General features: G+C 50.4%; 20 protein-coding genes. 4 read left to right on the forward strand and 16 right to left on the reverse strand.

The window, feature by feature from the left end; genetic code table 11:
• The 12 genes from tkt to GX659_01955 all read right to left on the reverse strand — a co-directional run bounded on the left by tkt (window position 1) and on the right by GX659_01955 (window position 9,352).
• Window positions 1–1,998, reverse strand: coding sequence for a transketolase (gene tkt, locus GX659_01900; protein NLD27543.1), 1,998 nt, complete (start codon window positions 1,996–1,998; stop codon window positions 1–3).
• Window positions 1,999–2,385: 387 nt separating this feature from the next.
• The gene (locus GX659_01905; GenBank protein ID NLD27544.1) at window positions 2,386–3,465 is read right to left on the reverse strand and encodes an SO_0444 family Cu/Zn efflux transporter; all 1,080 of its coding nucleotides are present in this window, start codon (window positions 3,463–3,465) and stop codon (window positions 2,386–2,388) included.
• A gap of 9 nt (window positions 3,466–3,474) precedes the next feature.
• Window positions 3,475–4,134 (reverse strand): fumarylacetoacetate hydrolase family protein, encoded by a 660-nt coding sequence (locus tag GX659_01910; protein ID NLD27545.1) that lies wholly within the window; start codon window positions 4,132–4,134, stop codon window positions 3,475–3,477.
• A gap of 228 nt (window positions 4,135–4,362) precedes the next feature.
• Window positions 4,363–4,521 carry a rubredoxin gene (locus GX659_01915; protein ID NLD27546.1) on the reverse strand — a complete coding sequence of 53 codons (159 nt, stop codon included), beginning with the start codon at window positions 4,519–4,521 and terminating at the stop codon, window positions 4,363–4,365.
• Window positions 4,514–5,038, reverse strand: a complete 525-nt coding sequence (locus GX659_01920; GenBank protein ID NLD27547.1) for a flavin reductase — start codon at window positions 5,036–5,038, stop codon at window positions 4,514–4,516. Before GX659_01920 ends, GX659_01915 begins: the two co-directional genes overlap by 8 nt.
• Window positions 5,039–5,048: 10 nt before the next feature.
• Window positions 5,049–5,540: a ferritin family protein gene (locus tag GX659_01925; protein NLD27548.1), complete on the reverse strand. Its 492-nt coding sequence runs from the start codon at window positions 5,538–5,540 to the stop codon at window positions 5,049–5,051.
• Window positions 5,541–5,621: 81 nt separating this feature from the next.
• Entirely contained in the window at window positions 5,622–6,140 is a 519-nt protein-coding gene (locus tag GX659_01930) for a ferritin (protein NLD27549.1), read from the reverse strand.
• Window positions 6,141–6,142: 2 nt separating this feature from the next.
• Complete coding sequence (locus tag GX659_01935; protein ID NLD27550.1) at window positions 6,143–6,523, reverse strand: desulfoferrodoxin; 381 nt, start codon at window positions 6,521–6,523, stop codon at window positions 6,143–6,145.
• An 18-nt stretch (window positions 6,524–6,541) separates the two neighbouring features.
• Window positions 6,542–7,057 (reverse strand): thiol peroxidase, encoded by a 516-nt coding sequence (gene tpx, locus GX659_01940; GenBank protein NLD27551.1) that lies wholly within the window; start codon window positions 7,055–7,057, stop codon window positions 6,542–6,544.
• 9 nt (window positions 7,058–7,066) lie between these two features.
• Entirely contained in the window at window positions 7,067–7,639 is a 573-nt protein-coding gene (locus GX659_01945) for a rubrerythrin family protein (GenBank protein ID NLD27552.1), read from the reverse strand.
• Window position 7,640: 1 nt separating this feature from the next.
• Complete coding sequence (locus GX659_01950; protein NLD27553.1) at window positions 7,641–8,069, reverse strand: transcriptional repressor; 429 nt, start codon at window positions 8,067–8,069, stop codon at window positions 7,641–7,643.
• A 74-nt stretch (window positions 8,070–8,143) separates the two neighbouring features.
• Complete coding sequence (locus tag GX659_01955; protein NLD27554.1) at window positions 8,144–9,352, reverse strand: FprA family A-type flavoprotein; 1,209 nt, start codon at window positions 9,350–9,352, stop codon at window positions 8,144–8,146.
• A 120-nt stretch (window positions 9,353–9,472) separates the two neighbouring features.
• Between GX659_01955 and GX659_01960 the strand changes: the two genes are divergently transcribed.
• Complete coding sequence (locus GX659_01960; GenBank protein ID NLD27555.1) at window positions 9,473–10,213, forward strand: DUF364 domain-containing protein; 741 nt, start codon at window positions 9,473–9,475, stop codon at window positions 10,211–10,213.
• Between the two features lie 11 nt (window positions 10,214–10,224).
• On the opposite strand, the gene GX659_01965 is transcribed toward GX659_01960, so the two are convergent.
• The 3 genes from GX659_01965 to GX659_01975 all read right to left on the reverse strand — a co-directional run bounded on the left by GX659_01965 (window position 10,225) and on the right by GX659_01975 (window position 14,519).
• The gene (locus GX659_01965) at window positions 10,225–11,298 is read right to left on the reverse strand and encodes an ATP-dependent 6-phosphofructokinase (GenBank protein ID NLD27556.1); all 1,074 of its coding nucleotides are present in this window, start codon (window positions 11,296–11,298) and stop codon (window positions 10,225–10,227) included.
• A gap of 157 nt (window positions 11,299–11,455) precedes the next feature.
• Window positions 11,456–12,877 (reverse strand): pyruvate kinase, encoded by a 1,422-nt coding sequence (gene pyk, locus GX659_01970; GenBank protein ID NLD27557.1) that lies wholly within the window; start codon window positions 12,875–12,877, stop codon window positions 11,456–11,458.
• A gap of 289 nt (window positions 12,878–13,166) precedes the next feature.
• A complete protein-coding gene (locus GX659_01975; protein ID NLD27558.1) occupies window positions 13,167–14,519 on the reverse strand; it encodes a trypsin-like serine protease in 1,353 nt (450 codons plus the stop codon).
• 480 nt (window positions 14,520–14,999) lie between these two features.
• Between GX659_01975 and udk the strand changes: the two genes are divergently transcribed.
• Complete coding sequence (gene udk / locus GX659_01980) at window positions 15,000–15,683, forward strand: uridine kinase (GenBank protein NLD27559.1); 684 nt, start codon at window positions 15,000–15,002, stop codon at window positions 15,681–15,683.
• Between the two features lie 17 nt (window positions 15,684–15,700).
• Here the strand turns inward: udk and GX659_01985 are convergent, their stop codons facing one another.
• Window positions 15,701–15,844 (reverse strand): hypothetical protein, encoded by a 144-nt coding sequence (locus GX659_01985; GenBank protein NLD27560.1) that lies wholly within the window; start codon window positions 15,842–15,844, stop codon window positions 15,701–15,703.
• Window positions 15,845–16,188: 344 nt separating this feature from the next.
• Between GX659_01985 and GX659_01990 the strand changes: the two genes are divergently transcribed.
• Both GX659_01990 and GX659_01995 read left to right on the forward strand, forming a co-directional pair.
• A complete protein-coding gene (locus GX659_01990) occupies window positions 16,189–16,713 on the forward strand; it encodes a lytic transglycosylase domain-containing protein (protein NLD27561.1) in 525 nt (174 codons plus the stop codon).
• Window positions 16,714–16,905: 192 nt separating this feature from the next.
• Window positions 16,906–18,840 (forward strand): adenylate/guanylate cyclase domain-containing protein, encoded by a 1,935-nt coding sequence (locus tag GX659_01995; GenBank protein ID NLD27562.1) that lies wholly within the window; start codon window positions 16,906–16,908, stop codon window positions 18,838–18,840.
• Window positions 18,841–18,891: the final 51 nt, after the last annotated feature.

The following is an 18,891-nucleotide window of genomic DNA, read 5'->3' on the forward strand; positions in this document are numbered from 1 at the left end:
TTATTGCCCCTTCCCGACCAACTCCATAGCTACCGACACTACGTGATCAATCGTAAAACCCATCTTTTCCATAACCACTGGCCCCGGCGCCGAAGCGCCAAACCTGTCGATCCCTATCGCACGCCCTTCACTTCCAATATACCTCTCCCATCCCAGCGTGATACCAGCCTCTATTGAAATCCTTTTTTTCGCATCGGCTGGAAGGACCTTCTCTTTGTATCCGACATCCTGCATCTCGAATATCTTCCAGGACGGCATGGAGACCACTCTTACATTGAGATCCTTTTTCTCCAAAATTTCCGCAGCCGCCATGGCAAGATGGACCTCCGAACCGGTGGCTATGAGTATAAGGTCCGGCCACGCCCTTCCCTTCAGTATGTATGCCCCTCTTGCGACACCGGCGTGCACCGGATATTCATCGACCGGTAGAACGGGAAGATTCTGCCTCGAGAGAATAATCGCTACAGGGCTCTTGCACTCGAGCGCGAATTTCCACGCCGCGGCAGTCTCATTCGCATCCGCCGGGCGAATGACAAAAAGTCCCGGAATCGTTCGAAGCGACATCAGATGCTCAATCGGCTGATGCGTCGGGCCGTCCTCACCGACACCTATCGAGTCATGGGTGAATATGAAGATGCTGTGCAGATCCATTAGCGCTGCAAGGCGTATCGCTGGCCTCATGTAATCGGAAAAAACCAGAAAGGTCCCACAGTACGGAATAAAGCCGGAATGAAGGGCAATGCCATTGGTAATCGCAGCCATGGCATGTTCCCTCACCCCATAGTGGATATTTCTTCCTTCTGGAAACTCATGTGATGCATAGCTTGCGCCGGATATCTCGGTATTGTTAGATGGCGCTAGGTCAGCCGAACCGCCGACCAAGTTCGGCACAAATGGGGCAATTGAATTGATGACCTTTCCAGAAGCACTTCTCGTAGCGATATTCTCGCCGGAGGAAAATTCCGGAATCTTCAAATCCAAACCATCGCACAGAACCGATGCAATATCCCTCTCGAAACACTTGGCCTCGTCGGGATAGAGCTTCGAATAGCTTTCAAAAAGTTCCTGCCAGCTCGCCGCAAGCCCCCCTCCCCGCTTCGAAAGTTCTTCGACGCGCAGGCGCACATCGTCGGGAATGAAAAAACTCCTGTCGGCTGGCCATCCGTAAAATTCCTTAGTGATGCGAGAAGCGCCAGCCCCCAGAGGTGCGCCGTGCGCAGATGCGCTGTCCTGCTTCGGAGAACCAAAACCTATATGCGTTCTGACCGATATAAAGGAGGGACGGTCTTCCTTCATAGCCTCTTTTATCGCGGCAGAGATCGAACCCATGTCGTTGCCGTCCCTGACTCTATCGACATGCCATCCATAGGCCCTGAAGCGCTTTCCGATGTCCTCGGTAAAGGCCAGCTCCGTCTCCCCTTCGATGGATATATGATTATCATCGTGAAGGCAGATTAGTTTACCAAGACGCTGGTGCCCCGCAAATGATGCGGCCTCATAGGCGACCCCTTCCATGAGATCCCCGTCAGAGCACAAGACGAATGTCCTATGGTCGACGATGGGAAATCCCTCCCTGTTATACCGGGCAGCCATCGACCTTTCAGCAACAGCCATCCCGACAGCCATGGCAATCCCCTGACCCAGAGGCCCCGTGGTAGCCTCTATCCCCAGATTTATATTGTACTCCGGGTGGCCGGGGGTGCGGCTTCCCCACTGCCTGAAATTTTCGAGTTCGGAAATCGGTAGATCATAGCCGAACAGATGAAGAAGCGCATACAGGAGGGCTGATCCATGCCCTGCTGACAAGATGAATCTATCCCTGTTGGGCCATGAGGGATTTTTTGGATTGTGTCTCAAAAACTCGGCCCATAGCAGATAAGCCATAGGTGCGGCCCCCAGCGGCATTCCGGGGTGACCCGACTTAGCGCGCTCCACCTGATCGATAGCCAACATCCTCAGCGTATTCACGCATCTAATGTCTATCATCGAATTTTTCATAAGCTCTTTCCGGGGTCAGCATCCCCTGAAGAAGATCAAGATGTAACAAAAAATCAAGATGTAACTTGCAGTTTTTCAAACTCCATCCAGATGGCTTTAGTAACCTCTGAAAAATCAGCAAATTCAGGGCGACTCTAAAAGCTATGCGCTTGTCATCCCCGAGTGGTGTAATCGGGGATCCCGTAACTGCCGTGACTGGTGACTGGCGGAAAAACAGAAGCTAGAGATGTTGGTCGATGGTCAATCGTCCATGGTCGAAGTCATTGACGGCTTTCATAGATAGTTTTTAGAGGCGCTTACCGGTGGTTTCTCAGAGGCTCCTTTAATAAATCCGTCGAAAAACAATCACGGTAAATGTGGAGAGGCTTACAGCAAACTCTATAGCGATCAATGACCACAGCAGCTCTTATCCCCTCCGCCCTTTCCCGCATTCCTGATAGATACGAGCAGTATCAACGCTAAAAAGATGATAGTTGAAGAATCTGAAACCCATGATGGAAGCATAGGCCCGTGCGTCATCGCGTGCAATGGCGGTGAAGAACCCTTTTCCCAGAGTAGATCGAGGACAAGCCCCATCAGCAAGCTCATAACAGCTATGCAGGTCACGTATATTACAGCAGCACCCTTGCCGAGCTCCCTGGCCACGACCGTAAAAGTAACGGCATTTGTCGCCGGTCCGGCAAGAAGGAAAACGAGACCGACCCCCGGACTCATCCCTTTGAAGATCAGCGCCGCAACGATTGGAATCGAGCCGGTGGCGCAGATGTACATGGGAATTCCCACCAACATCATTATCAGCATCGGCTGCAAGCCTCCGCCCAGATACCTCTGTATGATATTCTCTGGAACGAAGTAGGATATCACACCTCCGACTATCAGGCCGATCACCAGCCACTTCCAAATATCCCCCAAAAGCTCAATGAAAGCGTACCTGAAGAGCGTTCTGATTCTGTGGTGTATTTTCATCGATCTCTTTGCAGCCTCATCGTGGCAGCACTGAGGATCATCCGACATGGGAGGATAATGATGGACATGCATTACCAATTCTTCCTTGGGAAGAAGCAGATTTCCCATGATGCCGGTCACAATGGCAGTCACCGAAGAGGCGATCACGCGAAATACGGTAAAAAAAAGCCCCATCAACGAATAGGTGGCCATTATCGAATCTATACCTGTGATGGGAGTAGCGACCAAGAAACTCAGAATAGCTCCACGGCTCGCGCCTCTCCTACGCAAGAGTATTGCGGATGGAATTACGCTGCACGAACAAAGGGGAAGGGGGATCCCAAAAATCACAGCCTTTATGACGGACCAGAAACCTCTCTTTCCCAAATGCCTCGCAAAGGCATCGATCGGAAAAAGCACGTGAAGAATTCCCGCGAAGATAAAGCCGAAGAGAAGATACGGACTCATTTCATTCAGAAGATCAAAGATTGCGTCTGAAATTCCATAAAGGATCTGAAGCATCTCATGCTCCTAGGTTCGCAAGATCCTGAGCTGAAGAGAGGGGCAAGGCTCTATCTCCGCAATTACCGAGTCGCCATTGTACAGAGGGCCCACCCCTTCAGGGGTCCCCGTCATCACGATATCACCGGCCTCGAGGGTTATATAGCTGGAAATATAACTTATTATTTTCGCCGGCGAGAAAATCATCTGGGATGTATTCGAGCGCTGTCTGAAATCACCGTTTACCTTGAGCAAAATCTCAAGGGCCATAGGATCAGGAATTTTGGAGGCTGGAATGAAACCGCCAATCGGAGCGGAGCCGTTAAAACCTTTGGAAAGAGTCCACGGCCATCCAAATTTCTTTGCCGCTGACTGCATGTCGCGCAAGGTTAGGTCCAGCCCAACGCAATACGCTGATACAAATGTCATCGCATCAGCCTCTTTCACAAAGCTGCACTCATCGCCTATAAGCATGCAAAGTTCTACCTCGTAATGAATGAGCCCAAAGCTTTCAGGAATCACAATCTCATCCTCCCCGAAAGAAATGGCAGAATTGGGCTTTATGAATATTGCCGGCTCCGAGCCCGCGCCGGCGCCCCCCATCTCGGCGATATGCGCGCGATAATTTTTACCGACGCATACGATTTTAGAGGGAGATATTTCCACCTCGCCAAATATTATCTTTTTCATGGCCGCAAGATGTCACATCGGCGCACTCTATTCATCACTTTTCTGACGCGCCCCCTTCTTGCGACATCGGCATTTTGTCAGACGCATTTTATCAGACGGAGCGAGGTTTTTCGCCGGACTGAGGAAATAATAATAATGATAACAGGAAGTTAAATTGCTCCGTCTGACAAAGTTAACTTGCTCCGTCTGACGAAAGTCTCTGTTCGTCTGACGAAAGTCTCTGTTATATCACATCTTGGAAAACTGGTCTTTCCCGACCCCACATTCGGGGCACGCCCAATCTTCCGGGATGTCCTCGAATTTGGTGCCTGGAGCAACGCCATTTGTGGGATCACCCGCCTCCGGGTCATACACATAACCACACACATCGCATATCCACTTATCCATTCTTCGCTCCTTTTTTGATTACCTTCCTGTACTCATTATAGGTCAGAGGTTCGCCATCCTCGCGCACCCCGGCGCGCACGACGCTCCCTACGAAGAGCATGTGCGTGCCGAGATCTGAAGAGAGCTCCCTTTCCACCCTGCATTCGTAAAATGCCTTTGCCTCCGGAAGTATCGGGACGCCGAGCTCTCCAAGCTCATAGAGATAGTCATGAAACTTATCGACATGTCTTCCGCTTTGGAATCCGAACCATTTAACCTTGTCATAACAGCCCGGCTCCAATCGATCGATCACGTTCGCCACGAAAAGCCCGCTCTCCGATATCATCTCGCATGTGAGCGTCCTCTTGCCCACGCCGATCGCTATTCGCGGTGGTATGCTCGTCACCTGCATAAGTGCATCAAGGCATTGTCCGTTTAACCTCCCGCCCGAGGTGGAGGTTAAAATATAAAGGCCGTGCGTAACCTGAAAAAGCGCCTGGTTTATAGCTGAATTTTCTGAAACTATTTTAAATTCCATGTTTCACCTGTTACGGTCCAACAAGCTGAATGTCGTCATTGTTTAAATACCAATCGCGATCGCGCAGAAAGGCTGCCTTCTCCTCAGCAAGCATAGCCTCGTGCGCTCGCTCTATACCCGCGAGATACTCGAGAGTGCGCTTCCCGCTGGGATCCTTTGAAAACGAGGCCGCTTCTGAATAAAAACGCGAGGACTCCTGCTCCCGGAAGATAGCGAAATTCAGCAGCTCCTCCATATCCTCGACATCGATGAGGACTCCGCCCTTTTCAGCCGTATCGGGCTCGCCCGGTATCTGCGGAGGATTTTTTTCACCGGTAATTTTCTGGTACATGGCTACGAGCATCGCCTTATGCCCTACCTCCTCCCGCGCGAGCTGTTCAAATTTAGCTCTCACAAGGGGGTTCTTAACTTTCTTGGAAACTTTTCCATAGAAGGCAGCGGCATCCTGTTCGCTCCTTATTCCCATTCCTATCACCTCAACTGCGGTAAGATCGTTTTTCATCAACCCCCCTCTGTATTCGAAAGGCCGGACGCCAAGCACATCCGGCCCTCCCATTGAGATATGAAAAAGCTGACCCTCGATCTACTCAGCCGTCGTTGCAGCGGGATAGGTGAATGTCCTGACGCCGAGTTCACGATCGATCATCATCATGCCATGTCCTGAAGATCCAAGACGTTCCAGCTCGCCAACAATCTTGGAAACGGACGCCTCTTCCTCTATCTGCTCCTCGACAAACCAGCTGAGCATCGGAAAGGCTGCGTAATCCTTTTCCTCGTGCGCGATCGTCATGATGTTATTTATCGATGCCGATATCATCTTCTCATGCTCGTACGCTGCCTTGAACGCCTCCAGCGGAGAAGCCCATTCGGTAGCCGGTTTTTCGAGCGCCAACAGCTCTACCCTGCCTTCACGATCCTTCAAGTGATCGAAAAATTTCATCGCATGAAAAAGCTCCTCCTGCGACTGAACCCTCATCCAAGAGGCCATCCCGTCAAGCCCGACTGAATCGAAATAAGCGGCCATCGACAGGTAGAGGTACGACGAAAAAATTTCTTTTTGGATTTGGACGTTCATCGCGTCCCTTACCCTTTTATTCATCATAATTAGCTTTCCCCTTTCCAAAGTCCATGCAGGTTGCAGTATTCGCGGACGGTAAAAGCCCCATCCGGTTTGCAAAAAGCGGCTTCTGGCTTGTCGCCGGGCTTCAAAAATTTTCTGAAGGCCTTGTCACCAGCTATCAGCTCTATCCATTCGATATAGTGCTTTTCTTCCATAGGATGCACCGCGCTGCCAACCTTGACCAGGATGCGACCGTCCTGAGTTTCGACCACCGGGACATGTTTTTCCTTGGCGCCATCGGTCGTGTTTTCAGCGAAGAGCCTCATCGGCTGATTGCAGCAGACAAGAGAACCCGCGCCGGCATGGATCATCTCGACCATATTGCCGCATATCTCGCACTTATAAATTTCCAATTTCTTCGTCATCGTTTTCTCCTTTCTTCTTTAAAGCAGCTCTTTTAAAGCCGCCAGAACCTCTTCATAATTTGGTTCCTTGGTAATTTCTCCAACCAGTTCGTTGTATCTGACATACCCTTCACGATCCAAGATGATGACGGATCTGGCGAGCAGCCGCAACTCCTTTATGAGAAGGCCGTACTCATTTCCGAAGAGGGCCTCTTTATGGTCAGACATGAGGTGAACCCTCTCGACCGAGGCCGCGCCGCACCAGCGTTTCTGGGCAAACGGAAGATCCATGCTTACGGCTATGATGTGAACGTTAGAACCCAGTTTCTCGGCCTCCAAGTTGAAACGCCGGGTTTCGATATCACACACGGCAGTATCGAGCGAAGGAACGGACAGGATAACGCAAACCTTGCCGCGGAAAGAGGAGAGCTTTACCTCGTTCATATCCGTGCCGGTGAGCGAGACGTCGGGCGCAAGATCGCCGATCTTCACGGTATTTCCAACCAAAGTCAGCGGCACGCCCTGAAATGTAACAGCACCCTTGTGTTCCGACATTTTTCCTCCTTACCAGTTTTCGCCCAGAATCTCGAAGTGGGCCCTTGGATGCGCACATGCTGCGCACTTCTCAGGGGCTTCGTTTCCTTCATGCAGGTATCCGCAATTGCGACAGCGCCACATGGTCTTGCTATCGCGCTTGAAGACGCGTCCCTGATCGATATTCCTCTTGAGATCGAGATAGCGCTTCTCATGCTGCTTTTCCGCGACTGCGATCGCCTCGAATACATCGGCAATCTCTTTGAAGCCCTCCTCACGCGCAATTTTTGCGAATGAGGGGTACATCTCTGTCCACTCGTGATTTTCTCCGCCAGCGGCCTCCTTGAGATTCTCGGAGGTCGTGCCGATGACTCCGGCCGGGAAAAAACCCGTAATCTCAACCTCACCCCCCTCCAGAAATTTGAACAACCTCTTGGCGTGTTCCTTTTCATGGTTGGCAGTCTCTTCGAATATGTCCGATATCTGCATGAAGCCTTCGTTTTTCGCCTTTGACGCATAATAGGTGTACCTGTTTCTGGCCTGCGACTCTCCGGAGAAAGCCGTCAGCAAATTCTTTTCTGTCCTGGTTCCTTTTAAAGCCATTTTAATCTCTCCTTTCCGCCTGTTTTGGCAGCTGCGAATTGTTTCTGCACTTGCTACAACGTCCGAAGAACTCAATATTATACCCCTCGACGCTCAGATCGTGATCTGCGACCCCCTCCAGGCGGTCGATGATGGTGCTAATAGAGGGGATCTCAAAGTCATGGACCGCACCGCAATCCCTGCACCTGAAATGACAGTGATCGCTCAGGTCGGCATCGAATCTCTTCTGTTTTCCGGCCACCTCTATCTTTTTGATTATTCCAGCCTCGGACATCTGTTCCAAATTCCTATAGACCGTGGCAAGGCTTATGTTAGGCAGGCTCCTCCTGACCATCGAGAAGAGTTCATCCGCAGTAGGATGGCTCTTGACGCTGCGAATGGCCTCCAAAATCACCTTCTTCTGAACAGTATTTCTTGAGGAAGCTCTCATATAAATATCATTTATTAAGAATCATTATCGTTAAGAACATATTAGAGGAGATGAGTCAAGCTAATTAAATTGGCTCACATGCACGATGGACATTGTTTAAGTTTTTCAACTACTTTCTGACCAAGAGTAAAGCAGTGCTTCAAATCACCTTCAGTGGGAGAACACCTTGATTCGATGATAGGTTCTATCAAATCCCAACCTATAGATGATGCAAAATCCCTTAAAGAAGATACCCCACCTCCGCTCCAGCCGTAGGTCCCAAAAAGCCCTAAGATTCTATTCTTAAGCTGCTTATGACTCAGCATTTTCACGAAGTTATCCATAGTGGGGAAGAGTTTGGTATCGTAGGTCGGGCTGCCGAGTATCAGGGCCTTGAAACGCCAGGCATCCCTTATAAGAAATGAAATATGAGTTCGAGAGACGTCATGAATCCTGATTCTCGAGACATCCTGCTCAGCCAGGCCGCTAGCTACCGCCTCCATCATCTTTTCGGTGTTGCCGTACATCGATGCGTAGGCAATTACGACTCCGGCCTCAGCCTGATGGCGGCTCCACCTGTCGTAGCGATCCACTATCCAACCGGGATTCGAGCGCCACACGGGGCCGTGTGTCGGAGCGATGACGGATATGTTTATGTGTTTTAGCTTTTCGATCGCCTTTTGCACCATAGCGCAGTATTTGCCGACGATGTTGGAAAAATAGCGAAGTATCTCATCCTCGAAATAGGCGATGTCGACCTCGTCATCGAAGATGCCGCCGGTCAGCGCGCCGAAGCCACCGAAGGCATCCGCAGAAAAGAGGATCTTCTCCTCGGACTCATAGGTGACCATCGTCTCCGGCCAGTGCACCATCGGCGTGAGATGAAAAGAAAGTCTGTGTTTTCCGAGATCGAGTGAGCCACCATCGGCTACCGTCACGACATTTTCGCTGATTCCGAAAAAACTCTTCAAAAATTCCGCGGTCTTCTTGTTGCCGACTATCTTCATCTCCGGATGAAGGTTTAGCAATAGCCCTATGGCACCGGAATGATCGGGCTCCATGTGATTTACGATGAGGTAGTCGATCTTGCGCCCTAAACCTATCACGCTGTTGATTTTATCCAGAAATTTTTCAAAGGAATTCTGTTTCACGGTGTCAATTACAGCTACTTTATCATCATCTATAATGTAGGAATTGTAGGAAACTCCACGAGGCAGCGGCCAAATCCCCTCGAATATGTCCGTAGTCCTGTCATTAACCCCTATCCAATAAATTCCGTCGCGAATCTTAACCGCACTCTCCATTTTTCCTCCAGATTAAAGTGCCCCCTTATACGGCAGCGCGCGGATAAGTACAAGAAGGAAGGAGTTCACTTGAAAATAAACTGGATCGCACTATAACCCGCATAGTCGAAGGGGGAATTTGTGAGGACCAACCCGGTCGAAAAAATAATAGATACGCTGCGCGGTGACCATCCTGTCACCGATGTGAGGATCTGCCAAAGATCGGTAATGGTAAAAAGCAAAAGGCTTGGGCTCGCATATCTCTTTCCGAGAGATGCCTCTTCGAATGAGAAAAGAAACCAAATCCGCGGCTGCGGTTCGCTAACAAAACTCGGTGCCAAAGAACTCTCCGCTTACGCCCTTTCAGACGACCTGACCGAGGCATCAGTAGGAGTGGCGGCAATCAACTCTCTCATAGATATTGAAGAAAAGAAGGTCCAAGTTAGGAATGGTAAAAAATCATTGTATGAAAGGTGCGCTGGAAAGCGGGTGGCGATGGTTGGGCGTTTCAAATTCGCCGAAGAGTTGAAAAAACTCTGCGCGCATCTCGACATCCTCGAACTTCACCCCTCTCCCGGCGACCTGCCCGCCGGCGCCGCCGACGATGTGATACCCCTCGCTGAAGTCGTGATCATCACCGGAACAACCCTAATAAACGGCACCTTCACCCACATCGCCGATCTCACCAAGAACGCATTTGTAAGCATGCTCGGCCCATCATCGGTAATATCTCCCGTTCTGTTCGAATACGGAATAGATGAAATATGCGGATCCAGGGTCATCGATGACGAAATGGTCATTCGATTCGTGAGTGAAGGAGGAAGTTTCGGGGATCTGTCGGGTGTCGAACAGATAGTGCTTTCCAGAGAGGACAATAATTAATCAGGTCAAGTTCAGACTCCAAACGACGTGCCGAGGGATTTTGCGGCGACAACTAGCTCATCGTTTTCCTTTACGAGCTTGAGCCCGGCTGTGACCTCATCGAGGCTCACCGGAACCATTCTGCCCTCTCGCATAGCGGCCATCGTTCCAAACTTCCCCGCATACGCCATTCTCACGGCAGCGACTCCGTATTTTGTGGCAAGTATCCGGTCGAAGAAACTCGGCGACCCGCCTCGCTGCAGATGTCCGAGCACGGTGACGCGCGATTCAATCCCTGTTTCCAGTTCGATCCTGTCTGCGACTACCTGCCCTATTCCGCCGAGCCTAATCGGATCGGGGCTGTCCTTTATCAGCTTGCGGACGACCATCTTTTCCCCGGCAGGATGTGCCCCTTCAGAAACAACTACTATGCTGAATCGTTTGCCAATTCTGGAACGTCTATTAATGGCCTCGCAAATCGCTTCCCACTTAAACGGTATTTCCGGTATCAGAATGACATCTCCACCACCGGCAAGGCCGCCAGCCAGGGCGATCCATCCAGCATAGCGCCCCATCACCTCTATGACCATCGCTCTGTGGTGAGACTGCGCAGTGGAATGTATTCTGTCGAGCGACTCGGTAACAAACGCACACGCAGTATCGAATCCGAATGTCTGGTCGGTGCAGAGCAGATCGTTGTCTATCGTCTTTGGAACGCCTATGATATTAGGCCAAACCTTTGATATCTTGTTGGCAACCGTGTTCGTACCATCCCCACCGATGCAGAAGAGCGCGTCAACCTCCCACTTGTCGAGGTTCTCAAGGACGCTTTTGGAAAGAATTTCCGCGCCGCTCACGCTCTTCTCGAATGGATCCGCCTTGTTTGAAGTCCCAAGGATCGTGCCGCCAAGCGTGAGTATATTGGAAACATCGGCCGGTTTTAAATTTCTCTTTTTGCCGGAAATTAGCCCCTGATATCCGTCAAGGATTCCGATGACGTTCCAGCCATAGTCATACATCGCCGTCTTGGCTATCGCCCTTATTGCCGCATTCAACCCAGGGCAGTCACCGCCGCCTGTCAGTATCGCAATGTTTTTTATCCCCATACCCAGCCTCCGGAAACGCAATTTATACGGAAGATTTCATCTTTGCAATGCAAAGACACGAGCTTTGATCTAGAAGAACTTGCGTCCTGTTATTTTCCATCCCGCCGAGGGAAAGGTCTCCACGATTAAGAATACGTTCAGATGATCGAGCAAACCTTTAGACCGTTCTGATTTCGAGCAGCCTTGTGATATCATCTTTTTTGCCGTGAGCTCCGCTGACGATCACTATCGAATCACCCTTCTTGATAAATCGCGACCTCATAATAGCAACCTTCTCCGCGTGTGAGAGCATCTCATCCACCGTATTGAAGGGTGGCATTATAAGCGGAACGACGCCCCAATAAAGATTCATCCTCCTGGCAACCGATTCATGTTGGGTCGGAGCCAGTATCGGCGAACGTGGCCTCGCCGAACTTATAAACAGCGCCGTCCTGCCGCTCCTGGTCGGAGTCACTATCGCCTTCGCTGATATCTCATCCGCCACTACCGCTGAAGCATAGCTTATGACCTGCCCCTGCAACTCCTTTTTCTCCTGCTTGGGTTCGGGATAGGAACTTTGGGGGATGTTGCGCTCCGCTTCGAGCGCTATCCTGGCCATTGCACTAACGGCTTTAGCCGGGTTCCAACCTATGCTCGTTTCCTCCGATAGCATCACAGCATCAGTCCCCTCCCATACCGCCATAGCGACGTCAGTGGCTTCCGCCCTGGTTGGACGAAGGGAGCTGACCATCGATTCCATCATCTGAGTGGCGGTGATGGCGGGTTTACACAGTGCCCGGCAACTCTCGATTATCATCTTTTGTATCGTAGGAATTTTGTCGAATGGCATTTCAACGCCGAGATCGCCGCGTGCTATCATCACCGCATCCGAGAGCTTGATGATCTCTTTAAGTTCGAGGAGTGCCTCAGGCTTTTCGATCTTTGAAATAATGCCAATCTCAGGGGCACGACGCGCCAGAAGGTTTTTCATATATTTCACATTGGCGGCGTTGCGCACAAAGGAGAGTCCAACGTAGTCAACTTCATTCTTTATCGCAAAGTCCAGAAGCTTTCTGTCCTTGGGAGTAAGAGTCGGAATCGGAAGTTTTATATTGGGAAGATTGATCCCTTTGCGCGACCTTATCTCCCCGCCGACGATCACTTTGCATTCAATATAACTACCGTAGACCTTCATCACCTTCAGTTCGACTATTCCATCGTTTATAAAAATCCTGCTTCCGCTTTTAACCGCCCGCGCCACAAATTTATCTTGAACCGGAATTTGCCCTGCCGGAGCACGCTTTTTCCCACACACAAGCACGACGCTGCGCCCCTTTTTGAGCTGCACCGACTCCTGAAGGAGTTCCCCCAGCCTTATCTTGGGACCGGGGAGGTCAAAAAGAATTCCTATCGGAGCTTTCATCGATTTAGCGACCGAGCGAATAAGATCTATTACCTCCTTATGCTCTTTACTGTCCCCATGAGCACCGTTTATCCTGAATATGTCGGCCCCTGCACTTATCATGGCCCGCATGACCCGCCTCGAATTGCTCGCCGGTCCTATCGTCGCTACTATTTTGGTTCTGTTTGAAAACGGCATGATCCCCCCGTTATGTCAGGCAAACCGACAACGCCGAAGACTTTATATAGATTAACAGCCAAAATTGAAATGGAAATTTGGTATCCTCACACGGCATCTCATATCGAAACGCAAATCAGGAGCGCGGCATCTCCACCTGCACAATCAAATGGCAGAAAGGCCATAATCACCCGATCGATAATCCCTTGATCAGCAGTTGCGAGATTGGATTGCGACTGGAAATGCGGGTTGTCAGGTCGGGCTGCAGCTAGTGCGGTTTAAATTGGTGGCAACGTGAAAATTTCCACTATCACTGCACGTATTCCTCGACATTCAACTCCTCGACAGGAACACGCACTTCCATTTCCCTTCCAAAGCCGGTCCCATCGGGCCGATAGATACGATAGACGACATCGTTTCCAGGCAGTACGCCCATTATTATGCGTTGCATCTTGCCGGACTCGAAAGAATTCTGATAATCGATGTCGAAGCTTTCTGTCATAATCCCATCGGAATATGTATCGATGCTAACCACAATATCGCCGGGCAGTATGCCGTACGAATCGGCGGGTGATCCCGGATCAACCCTTTCCACTACGGCACCGGTATCGTCATCGAAACCGTTGACCTCCAGAAATCCAACGTCGTAACGATCGGAGAGCGGAAACGGAGCCAGGTTCACCCCAGTGTAACCGCGTCTCTTTCTACCATGAACCGCGACTTCAACAAGGTCGTCGCGAAGCACATCTATAGGCTGCGCACACGCGGTATTCTCCGCGCCCGGATAACCATAGGTGGAAATTCCAATGACTTCACCCTTCATGTTAAACATCGGCCCGCCCGAGTTGCCGGGATTTATCGCCGCATCAGTCTGCAAGCCAGGGGCGACCATTCCTGTCTCAGCCTCGTTCTGGCTGATTCTGCCGAAGGTTACGGTGTGTCGCGGAAGCCCCAGGGGATGACCAGAGACCACAACAGGATCCCCCTGTTCCACCTCTCTTGAAAAACCGAGCCTCGCCTTACGATACTCCCTCTTCGGATAGACCACCAAAAGAGCGACGTCGTCCACCTTATCCATAAGCGGAGCGCCATTTCCAGCGGTGGCAACTTCTGCAAAATATTCCTTTCCATCCGGCATCGCAACCGTAAGCCTTCCACCGTCATTCTCAACATGCTGGCAGGTCAGGATGAAGTGAGCCCCAGCCTTATACATCTCACTCTGCACCGGAAGATCCGCCGAATCGACGATCACACCTGAACCGGACCAGCGTTGCTGGCCGTGCCTACCGCTTATAAAGACAGTGGTCGAACGTGCAATCTTAACCACCTCGCTCAAGTCGCCACTTGCCGAGGAGAGCCTTTCCAGTCGCCCGAAATTTACCAGCTCAACCTCCACCACCTGTGCGCTATCGACTTCACCTGATGCATCCATCATGGGAACGAACACTCTCTTCACCGGAGCTCCATCGTTGAAGATCTGTGGCCATCTTGCCACCAGGGACGGGCGCGCATTCGCACCGCCGTCGGATCCCACCAGATAAGCGTCGCGTGGGAATTGAACTGAAGAAGATGTGCACGTAAAAGCCTCGCCTGCCGACTCCTTCATTCCAAAATCTTTGGAAGTTGCAGAAGCGGATGTCCCACCTTCGACTTCGCACAACATAAGAGCTCCTTTCAAAAAATTCGACCACGATCACGGAGGAGGTTTTTCGGAATAGAAAACCTCAGCGGCACGAAAAGAGAGCCGCCTCCGAATGCCCGAAGACTGATATGTGAAATCACCCAAAATCGATAGTGTACCAATTCCCCTGCCACTTCCATTCGACGGGAGGTTTTGGAGGGACTATCTTAAAGCCAGGCAAGTACTGACATGACGCTGAAAATATATCGAGCGAAACACAGCGATCATTCAGACAGGATTGTATGGAAACAGATCGGTGAAACTTTGTGGTCCTAAACGATGTTCGCATATTCGATTTTCTCACTTAACCTTACAAGCTGCTCGAGATACGAATCGAAGTTGCACGAAGTATAGCACCGCACCTCGCCATCCACAAACCTTTTTTGGGCAGAAATAGCTTTTCAAAACGGGCAACTTTTTCTAGTTATCGGCGATAAAGGTGCTTGGAAAGGGGATATATATATGAAGGCTCTGACAATTGGAATTGCTGGGGGATCGGGCTCAGGGAAGACCACAATCGCTCAGAAAATCATCAAAGGCGTCGGAGAAAAGAGGATAAGCTATCTGGAAATGGATGCTTATTACAGGGACTTATCCCACCTTCCGCTGGATGAACGAGCTCTCACAAACTTTGACCACCCCGCTGCCTTCGATACTGAACTCTTCGTCCAGCATATAGACATGCTCAGAAGCGGGATGGATGTCGAAAAGCCGGAATACGATTTCACAATCCACTCGCGAAAAAGGAGCACGGTAAGGGTGAAAGCGCGCCCGGTGGTCTTCCTCGAAGGGATACTTCTTTTTGAAAATCAATATGTTCGCGAACATATAGACATCAAGATATACGTGGAAACCCCATCCGATCTGAGGTTTATAAGGAGGCTCACCCGCGATCTCAGCGAGCGCGGCAGAACGACCGATTCCGTCGTAAAACAGTACTATAAGACGGTGCGCCCCATGCACCAAGCCTTCGTGGAACCCTCCCGCGAATACGCCGACATAATAGTCCCGTGGCAGGGATACAACGAGGTAGCCATAGAAATGGTAACCAGCAGAATCGAACAGAGCCTCGCAAAGCGCGAGGAAGAAGAGAGCTTTATCGTCCCGCCAGATGAAGATATAAAAGAGGCAATTCTGAAGCAATAGAACCTGAAAGTGATAAATTAGGCAAACTCAGTGGGTTCATAGCTATCGGAGCCATCTTCGCAGTATCTTTCAAGGTCAGAGCTGTCTGGCATAAAACTCCAACAAGAGAGAAATATCGCCAGAATAATAGCCCCTGCTATAACCGCAAAAATTCTCCTCATAAAGGATCCTCCCTGCAACCTCATATCTATTATCGGCAGTAAGCGAGGGGGAAGTTGCCTAACCTCTCTTAACCATTCACCTTTCATACGGTACCGCAAAACTCCGAAGCAAGCCCTCAACCCATTGATTTAATTAGATAATATCTGTTGAATATTTTTCACTCCCTATAGTGTGTAATCCAAATAGATACCCTCTCATCGCTAATAAATTTTCTAAATAATCCAGATAACACCTCAAAATATGAGCGTAATAATCCCAATAAAAAACACGAAACTCTTAGATCTCTGCGGTCGATAAGTACTTGAACCTAAGAAATCTTCAAAAAAAGAAAAGGGGAGAGGAGATGAATTCAAAAAGATACAAGGGGATGTTCCTAAGCCTCTTTGGCGTAGGGCTGCTCTATCTCGTTTCGTTTTGCTACGGCCACTACATGCAGCGGGCCTTCCAAAGCAGGTCGATCCTTTTTGCCGACGAAATCACCGCAGCAGCGCGCCTTCATAATGTGAGTCCGGCGCTTATAACTGCCATAATTCATGCTGAATCCAACTTCAACCCAAACGCCCGGTCTAACGCCGGCGCCAAGGGGCTGATGCAGATAAACACGCCGACCCAACGTTATCTGAAGGTAAGCAATGTTTTCGATCCATCTCAGAATGTCGAGGCCGGGGCCCGCTACATAAAAGAACTCCTCGTGCAGTTCGATGGAGACCTCACGCTGGCACTTGCCGCCTATAACGCCGGTCCGGGAGCGGTTAAGCGCTTCAAAGGAATCCCGCCTTATAGAGAAACGAAAAACTACGTAAAAAAGGTCATGGTCTATTACCATCAATACAGGCAGGCATTCGCATCCGGCAGCATACTCTCATAAAGGCTCAAAGATCCTGAATCTACATGACAATTTTACAAACGGCATGTATAAATTCATGCCATGAATTTCATCTTTGCAACCTTCAGGAGACTGTTTCGAAATGAGTGGGTCCTGATCTTTTTTCTGCTGCTCATCTGCTCGTTCCCCTTATCCCTATCCGCACGGCTATCGGAATGTTTCGGCGATCTCCTCATGAAAATTGCGATCATCGCCGGGGGTAGAACTGCATCGTCATCCGGAGAAGTAGTCATCATCGATGCAAGGCACAAAAACGGCGCCAAAAGAGGCTTTGCCTCCACGATGGATGCGGTCAAAAAAACCGGGGCAAAACTACTGGTGATGGATTCCGGCTCGGCTAAAATGCTCGGAATATACGATGGAGCAAGGCAGTCCGGGGAACCCGTAGCCATGGTCGTCCCCTTCAACTTCATTCCAACCCTCTCTGAAATGGGGAATGACTCAGACAGATCTGCGCTAAAAAGCGGGGACTCGCTCGAAAGGCTGTCATTTCCTTCGGTACCCGGCAAAGGCTCACTTCTAAAAGGGATGCTTGGAGTAGAGAGTACGCAGATTCTCCCTTCCCCGTCAGGATACATCAGACAAGGGTTCGAAAACATCTTCCCCGATGAAAGAGGGGTCATCAGCACGGCCCTGCTGGCGGTGAGATTTGCCGATAGAGCATTTCCCTCTCTCGCCCTCTCTAGCTTTGCAGCGTGGAAAGGCTTCACGCCAATCATATCGGAAGACACGGCCGGTCTAATCGCCGGAGTTCGAGTTGGAAATACCCTCGTAAGAACTTCCTCTGACGCATCCGTGCGCATCAACTTCAAGAGATTCGCAGGCTCTTTTCCATCGATATCGCTCAATGACATTGTGGATGAAAAAGCTCCTCCAAATCTTCTTCGGGATAAAATCCTCATCATCTCTTCAACCAGTTCCGTGATCATGACCCCGGTTGGAGAAATGACACCCGCAGAGTTGCAGTCGAGCGTAGTCGAAAACCTGATCCATGACGAATTCATCAAATCTTTCAGAGAATGGAAAATCACTATCCCCGCAATGGCCCTTGCCGGAATCATTTTTCTGATTTCGATCTCTAAGCTCAAAGGCACGAGAAAAATATATGTCTCTGCAGCAGCTTCAGCGCTGATCGCGTGCATCTCCATAGCAGCCCTAATCGTCTTCAACCTGATGCTCCCCGGAATGGAAATCGCGTCTTTCATCATGCTGGCAGCCATCGCATCGACCGCGTGGAGATATCTATTCGCGGACAACTCTCAAAAAAAACTCTCCCAAGCCTTTGGGTGGAGACTCGGCCGTGAGGCGATAGAACGCCTGTCAAAAAAACCCGAACTCGTCTCGACCTCGACCCGAGCGCGCGAAGGCTCCGCGCTAGTGCTTGATATCAAGGCATTCGGAAAAATATCTGAGCTTGGCTCCGAAGATGACTTCAGAAATTTTCTGATAGATTACAGGACGATCACAACCGGCATCATAACGAGGCGCGGAGGATTCATCGAAAGCTGGAGCGCTGACGAATGTACCGCCATCTTCGGCGCTCCTGTGCCGCTCAAAAACGATGCGCTGCAGGCAGCGCTATCGGCTGTTGAAATCAAGAAGGCTGCCGAGTCTCATACTGAGGCATGGAGGCATAAGTTTGGCATCGAAAAGGTACGAGTCGGGATAGGAATAAGCCGCGGTAAAATTATTTCCAGCGATTTCGGACTCGGCTTCGGTTTCGCGGGAAGCGCAATAGAAGGCGCCAAACAGCTGAATCGGCTCAACAGACTTTATAAAACCTGGGGGCTTGCATCCGGCACCGTCGTCTCCGAAACCGAAAAGGAACTCGAATACAGGACGCTCGACCCGGTCAAGATATGGGGTATACAAAACCCGTCGGTCATATTTGAAATCGTGGGTGAATCAGGGACGCTACTCCCATCTATCCGTGGTTATGAGGAAGCGCGCGACGCCTATCTGCAAGGAAACTTCACAAAGGCCGCCGAGCTGTTCAGCAGGATACTTGAATTCCATCCAAATGACGGCCCGTCCAAACTCTTTTGCAGGAGATCAATAGCCATGGCCAGCAACCCGCCCGAAAAATGGGGCGGCGTATGGAAGCAATAGTCGGCGGCTCTCTGACCGATCCCCATACGAGAGATTTTTTTGAATTCTCGC

This window comes from Myxococcales bacterium, assembly GCA_012513515.1.
In the GTDB taxonomy this organism is placed as follows: Bacteria; UBA10199; UBA10199; order 2-02-FULL-44-16; family JAAZCA01; genus JAAZCA01.

Bases quoted from the DNA above. Each gene is read 5' to 3' on its own strand.
- tkt (NLD27543.1), bottom strand. From the start codon at position 1,998: ATGAAAAATTCGATGATAGACATTAGATGCGTGAATACGCTGAGGATG.
- GX659_01950 (NLD27553.1), bottom strand. From the start codon at position 8,069: ATGAGAGCTTCCTCAAGAAATACTGTTCAGAAGAAGGTGATTTTGGAG.
- GX659_01910 (NLD27545.1), bottom strand. From the start codon at position 4,134: ATGAAAAAGATAATATTTGGCGAGGTGGAAATATCTCCCTCTAAAATC.
- GX659_01990 (NLD27561.1), top strand. From the start codon at position 16,189: ATGAATTCAAAAAGATACAAGGGGATGTTCCTAAGCCTCTTTGGCGTA.
- GX659_01995 (NLD27562.1), top strand. From the start codon at position 16,906: ATGAAAATTGCGATCATCGCCGGGGGTAGAACTGCATCGTCATCCGGA.
- GX659_01905 (NLD27544.1), bottom strand. From the start codon at position 3,465: ATGCTTCAGATCCTTTATGGAATTTCAGACGCAATCTTTGATCTTCTG.
- udk (NLD27559.1), top strand. From the start codon at position 15,000: ATGAAGGCTCTGACAATTGGAATTGCTGGGGGATCGGGCTCAGGGAAG.
- GX659_01955 (NLD27554.1), bottom strand. From the start codon at position 9,352: ATGGAGAGTGCGGTTAAGATTCGCGACGGAATTTATTGGATAGGGGTT.
- GX659_01915 (NLD27546.1), bottom strand. From the start codon at position 4,521: ATGGATAAGTGGATATGCGATGTGTGTGGTTATGTGTATGACCCGGAG.
- GX659_01965 (NLD27556.1), bottom strand. From the start codon at position 11,298: ATGGGGATAAAAAACATTGCGATACTGACAGGCGGCGGTGACTGCCCT.
- GX659_01985 (NLD27560.1), bottom strand. From the start codon at position 15,844: ATGAGGAGAATTTTTGCGGTTATAGCAGGGGCTATTATTCTGGCGATA.
- GX659_01930 (NLD27549.1), bottom strand. From the start codon at position 6,140: ATGATGAATAAAAGGGTAAGGGACGCGATGAACGTCCAAATCCAAAAA.
- GX659_01945 (NLD27552.1), bottom strand. From the start codon at position 7,639: ATGGCTTTAAAAGGAACCAGGACAGAAAAGAATTTGCTGACGGCTTTC.
- GX659_01925 (NLD27548.1), bottom strand. From the start codon at position 5,540: ATGAAAAACGATCTTACCGCAGTTGAGGTGATAGGAATGGGAATAAGG.
- GX659_01935 (NLD27550.1), bottom strand. From the start codon at position 6,523: ATGACGAAGAAATTGGAAATTTATAAGTGCGAGATATGCGGCAATATG.
- GX659_01920 (NLD27547.1), bottom strand. From the start codon at position 5,038: ATGGAATTTAAAATAGTTTCAGAAAATTCAGCTATAAACCAGGCGCTT.
- GX659_01975 (NLD27558.1), bottom strand. From the start codon at position 14,519: ATGTTGTGCGAAGTCGAAGGTGGGACATCCGCTTCTGCAACTTCCAAA.
- tpx (NLD27551.1), bottom strand. From the start codon at position 7,057: ATGTCGGAACACAAGGGTGCTGTTACATTTCAGGGCGTGCCGCTGACT.
- pyk (NLD27557.1), bottom strand. From the start codon at position 12,877: ATGCCGTTTTCAAACAGAACCAAAATAGTAGCGACGATAGGACCGGCG.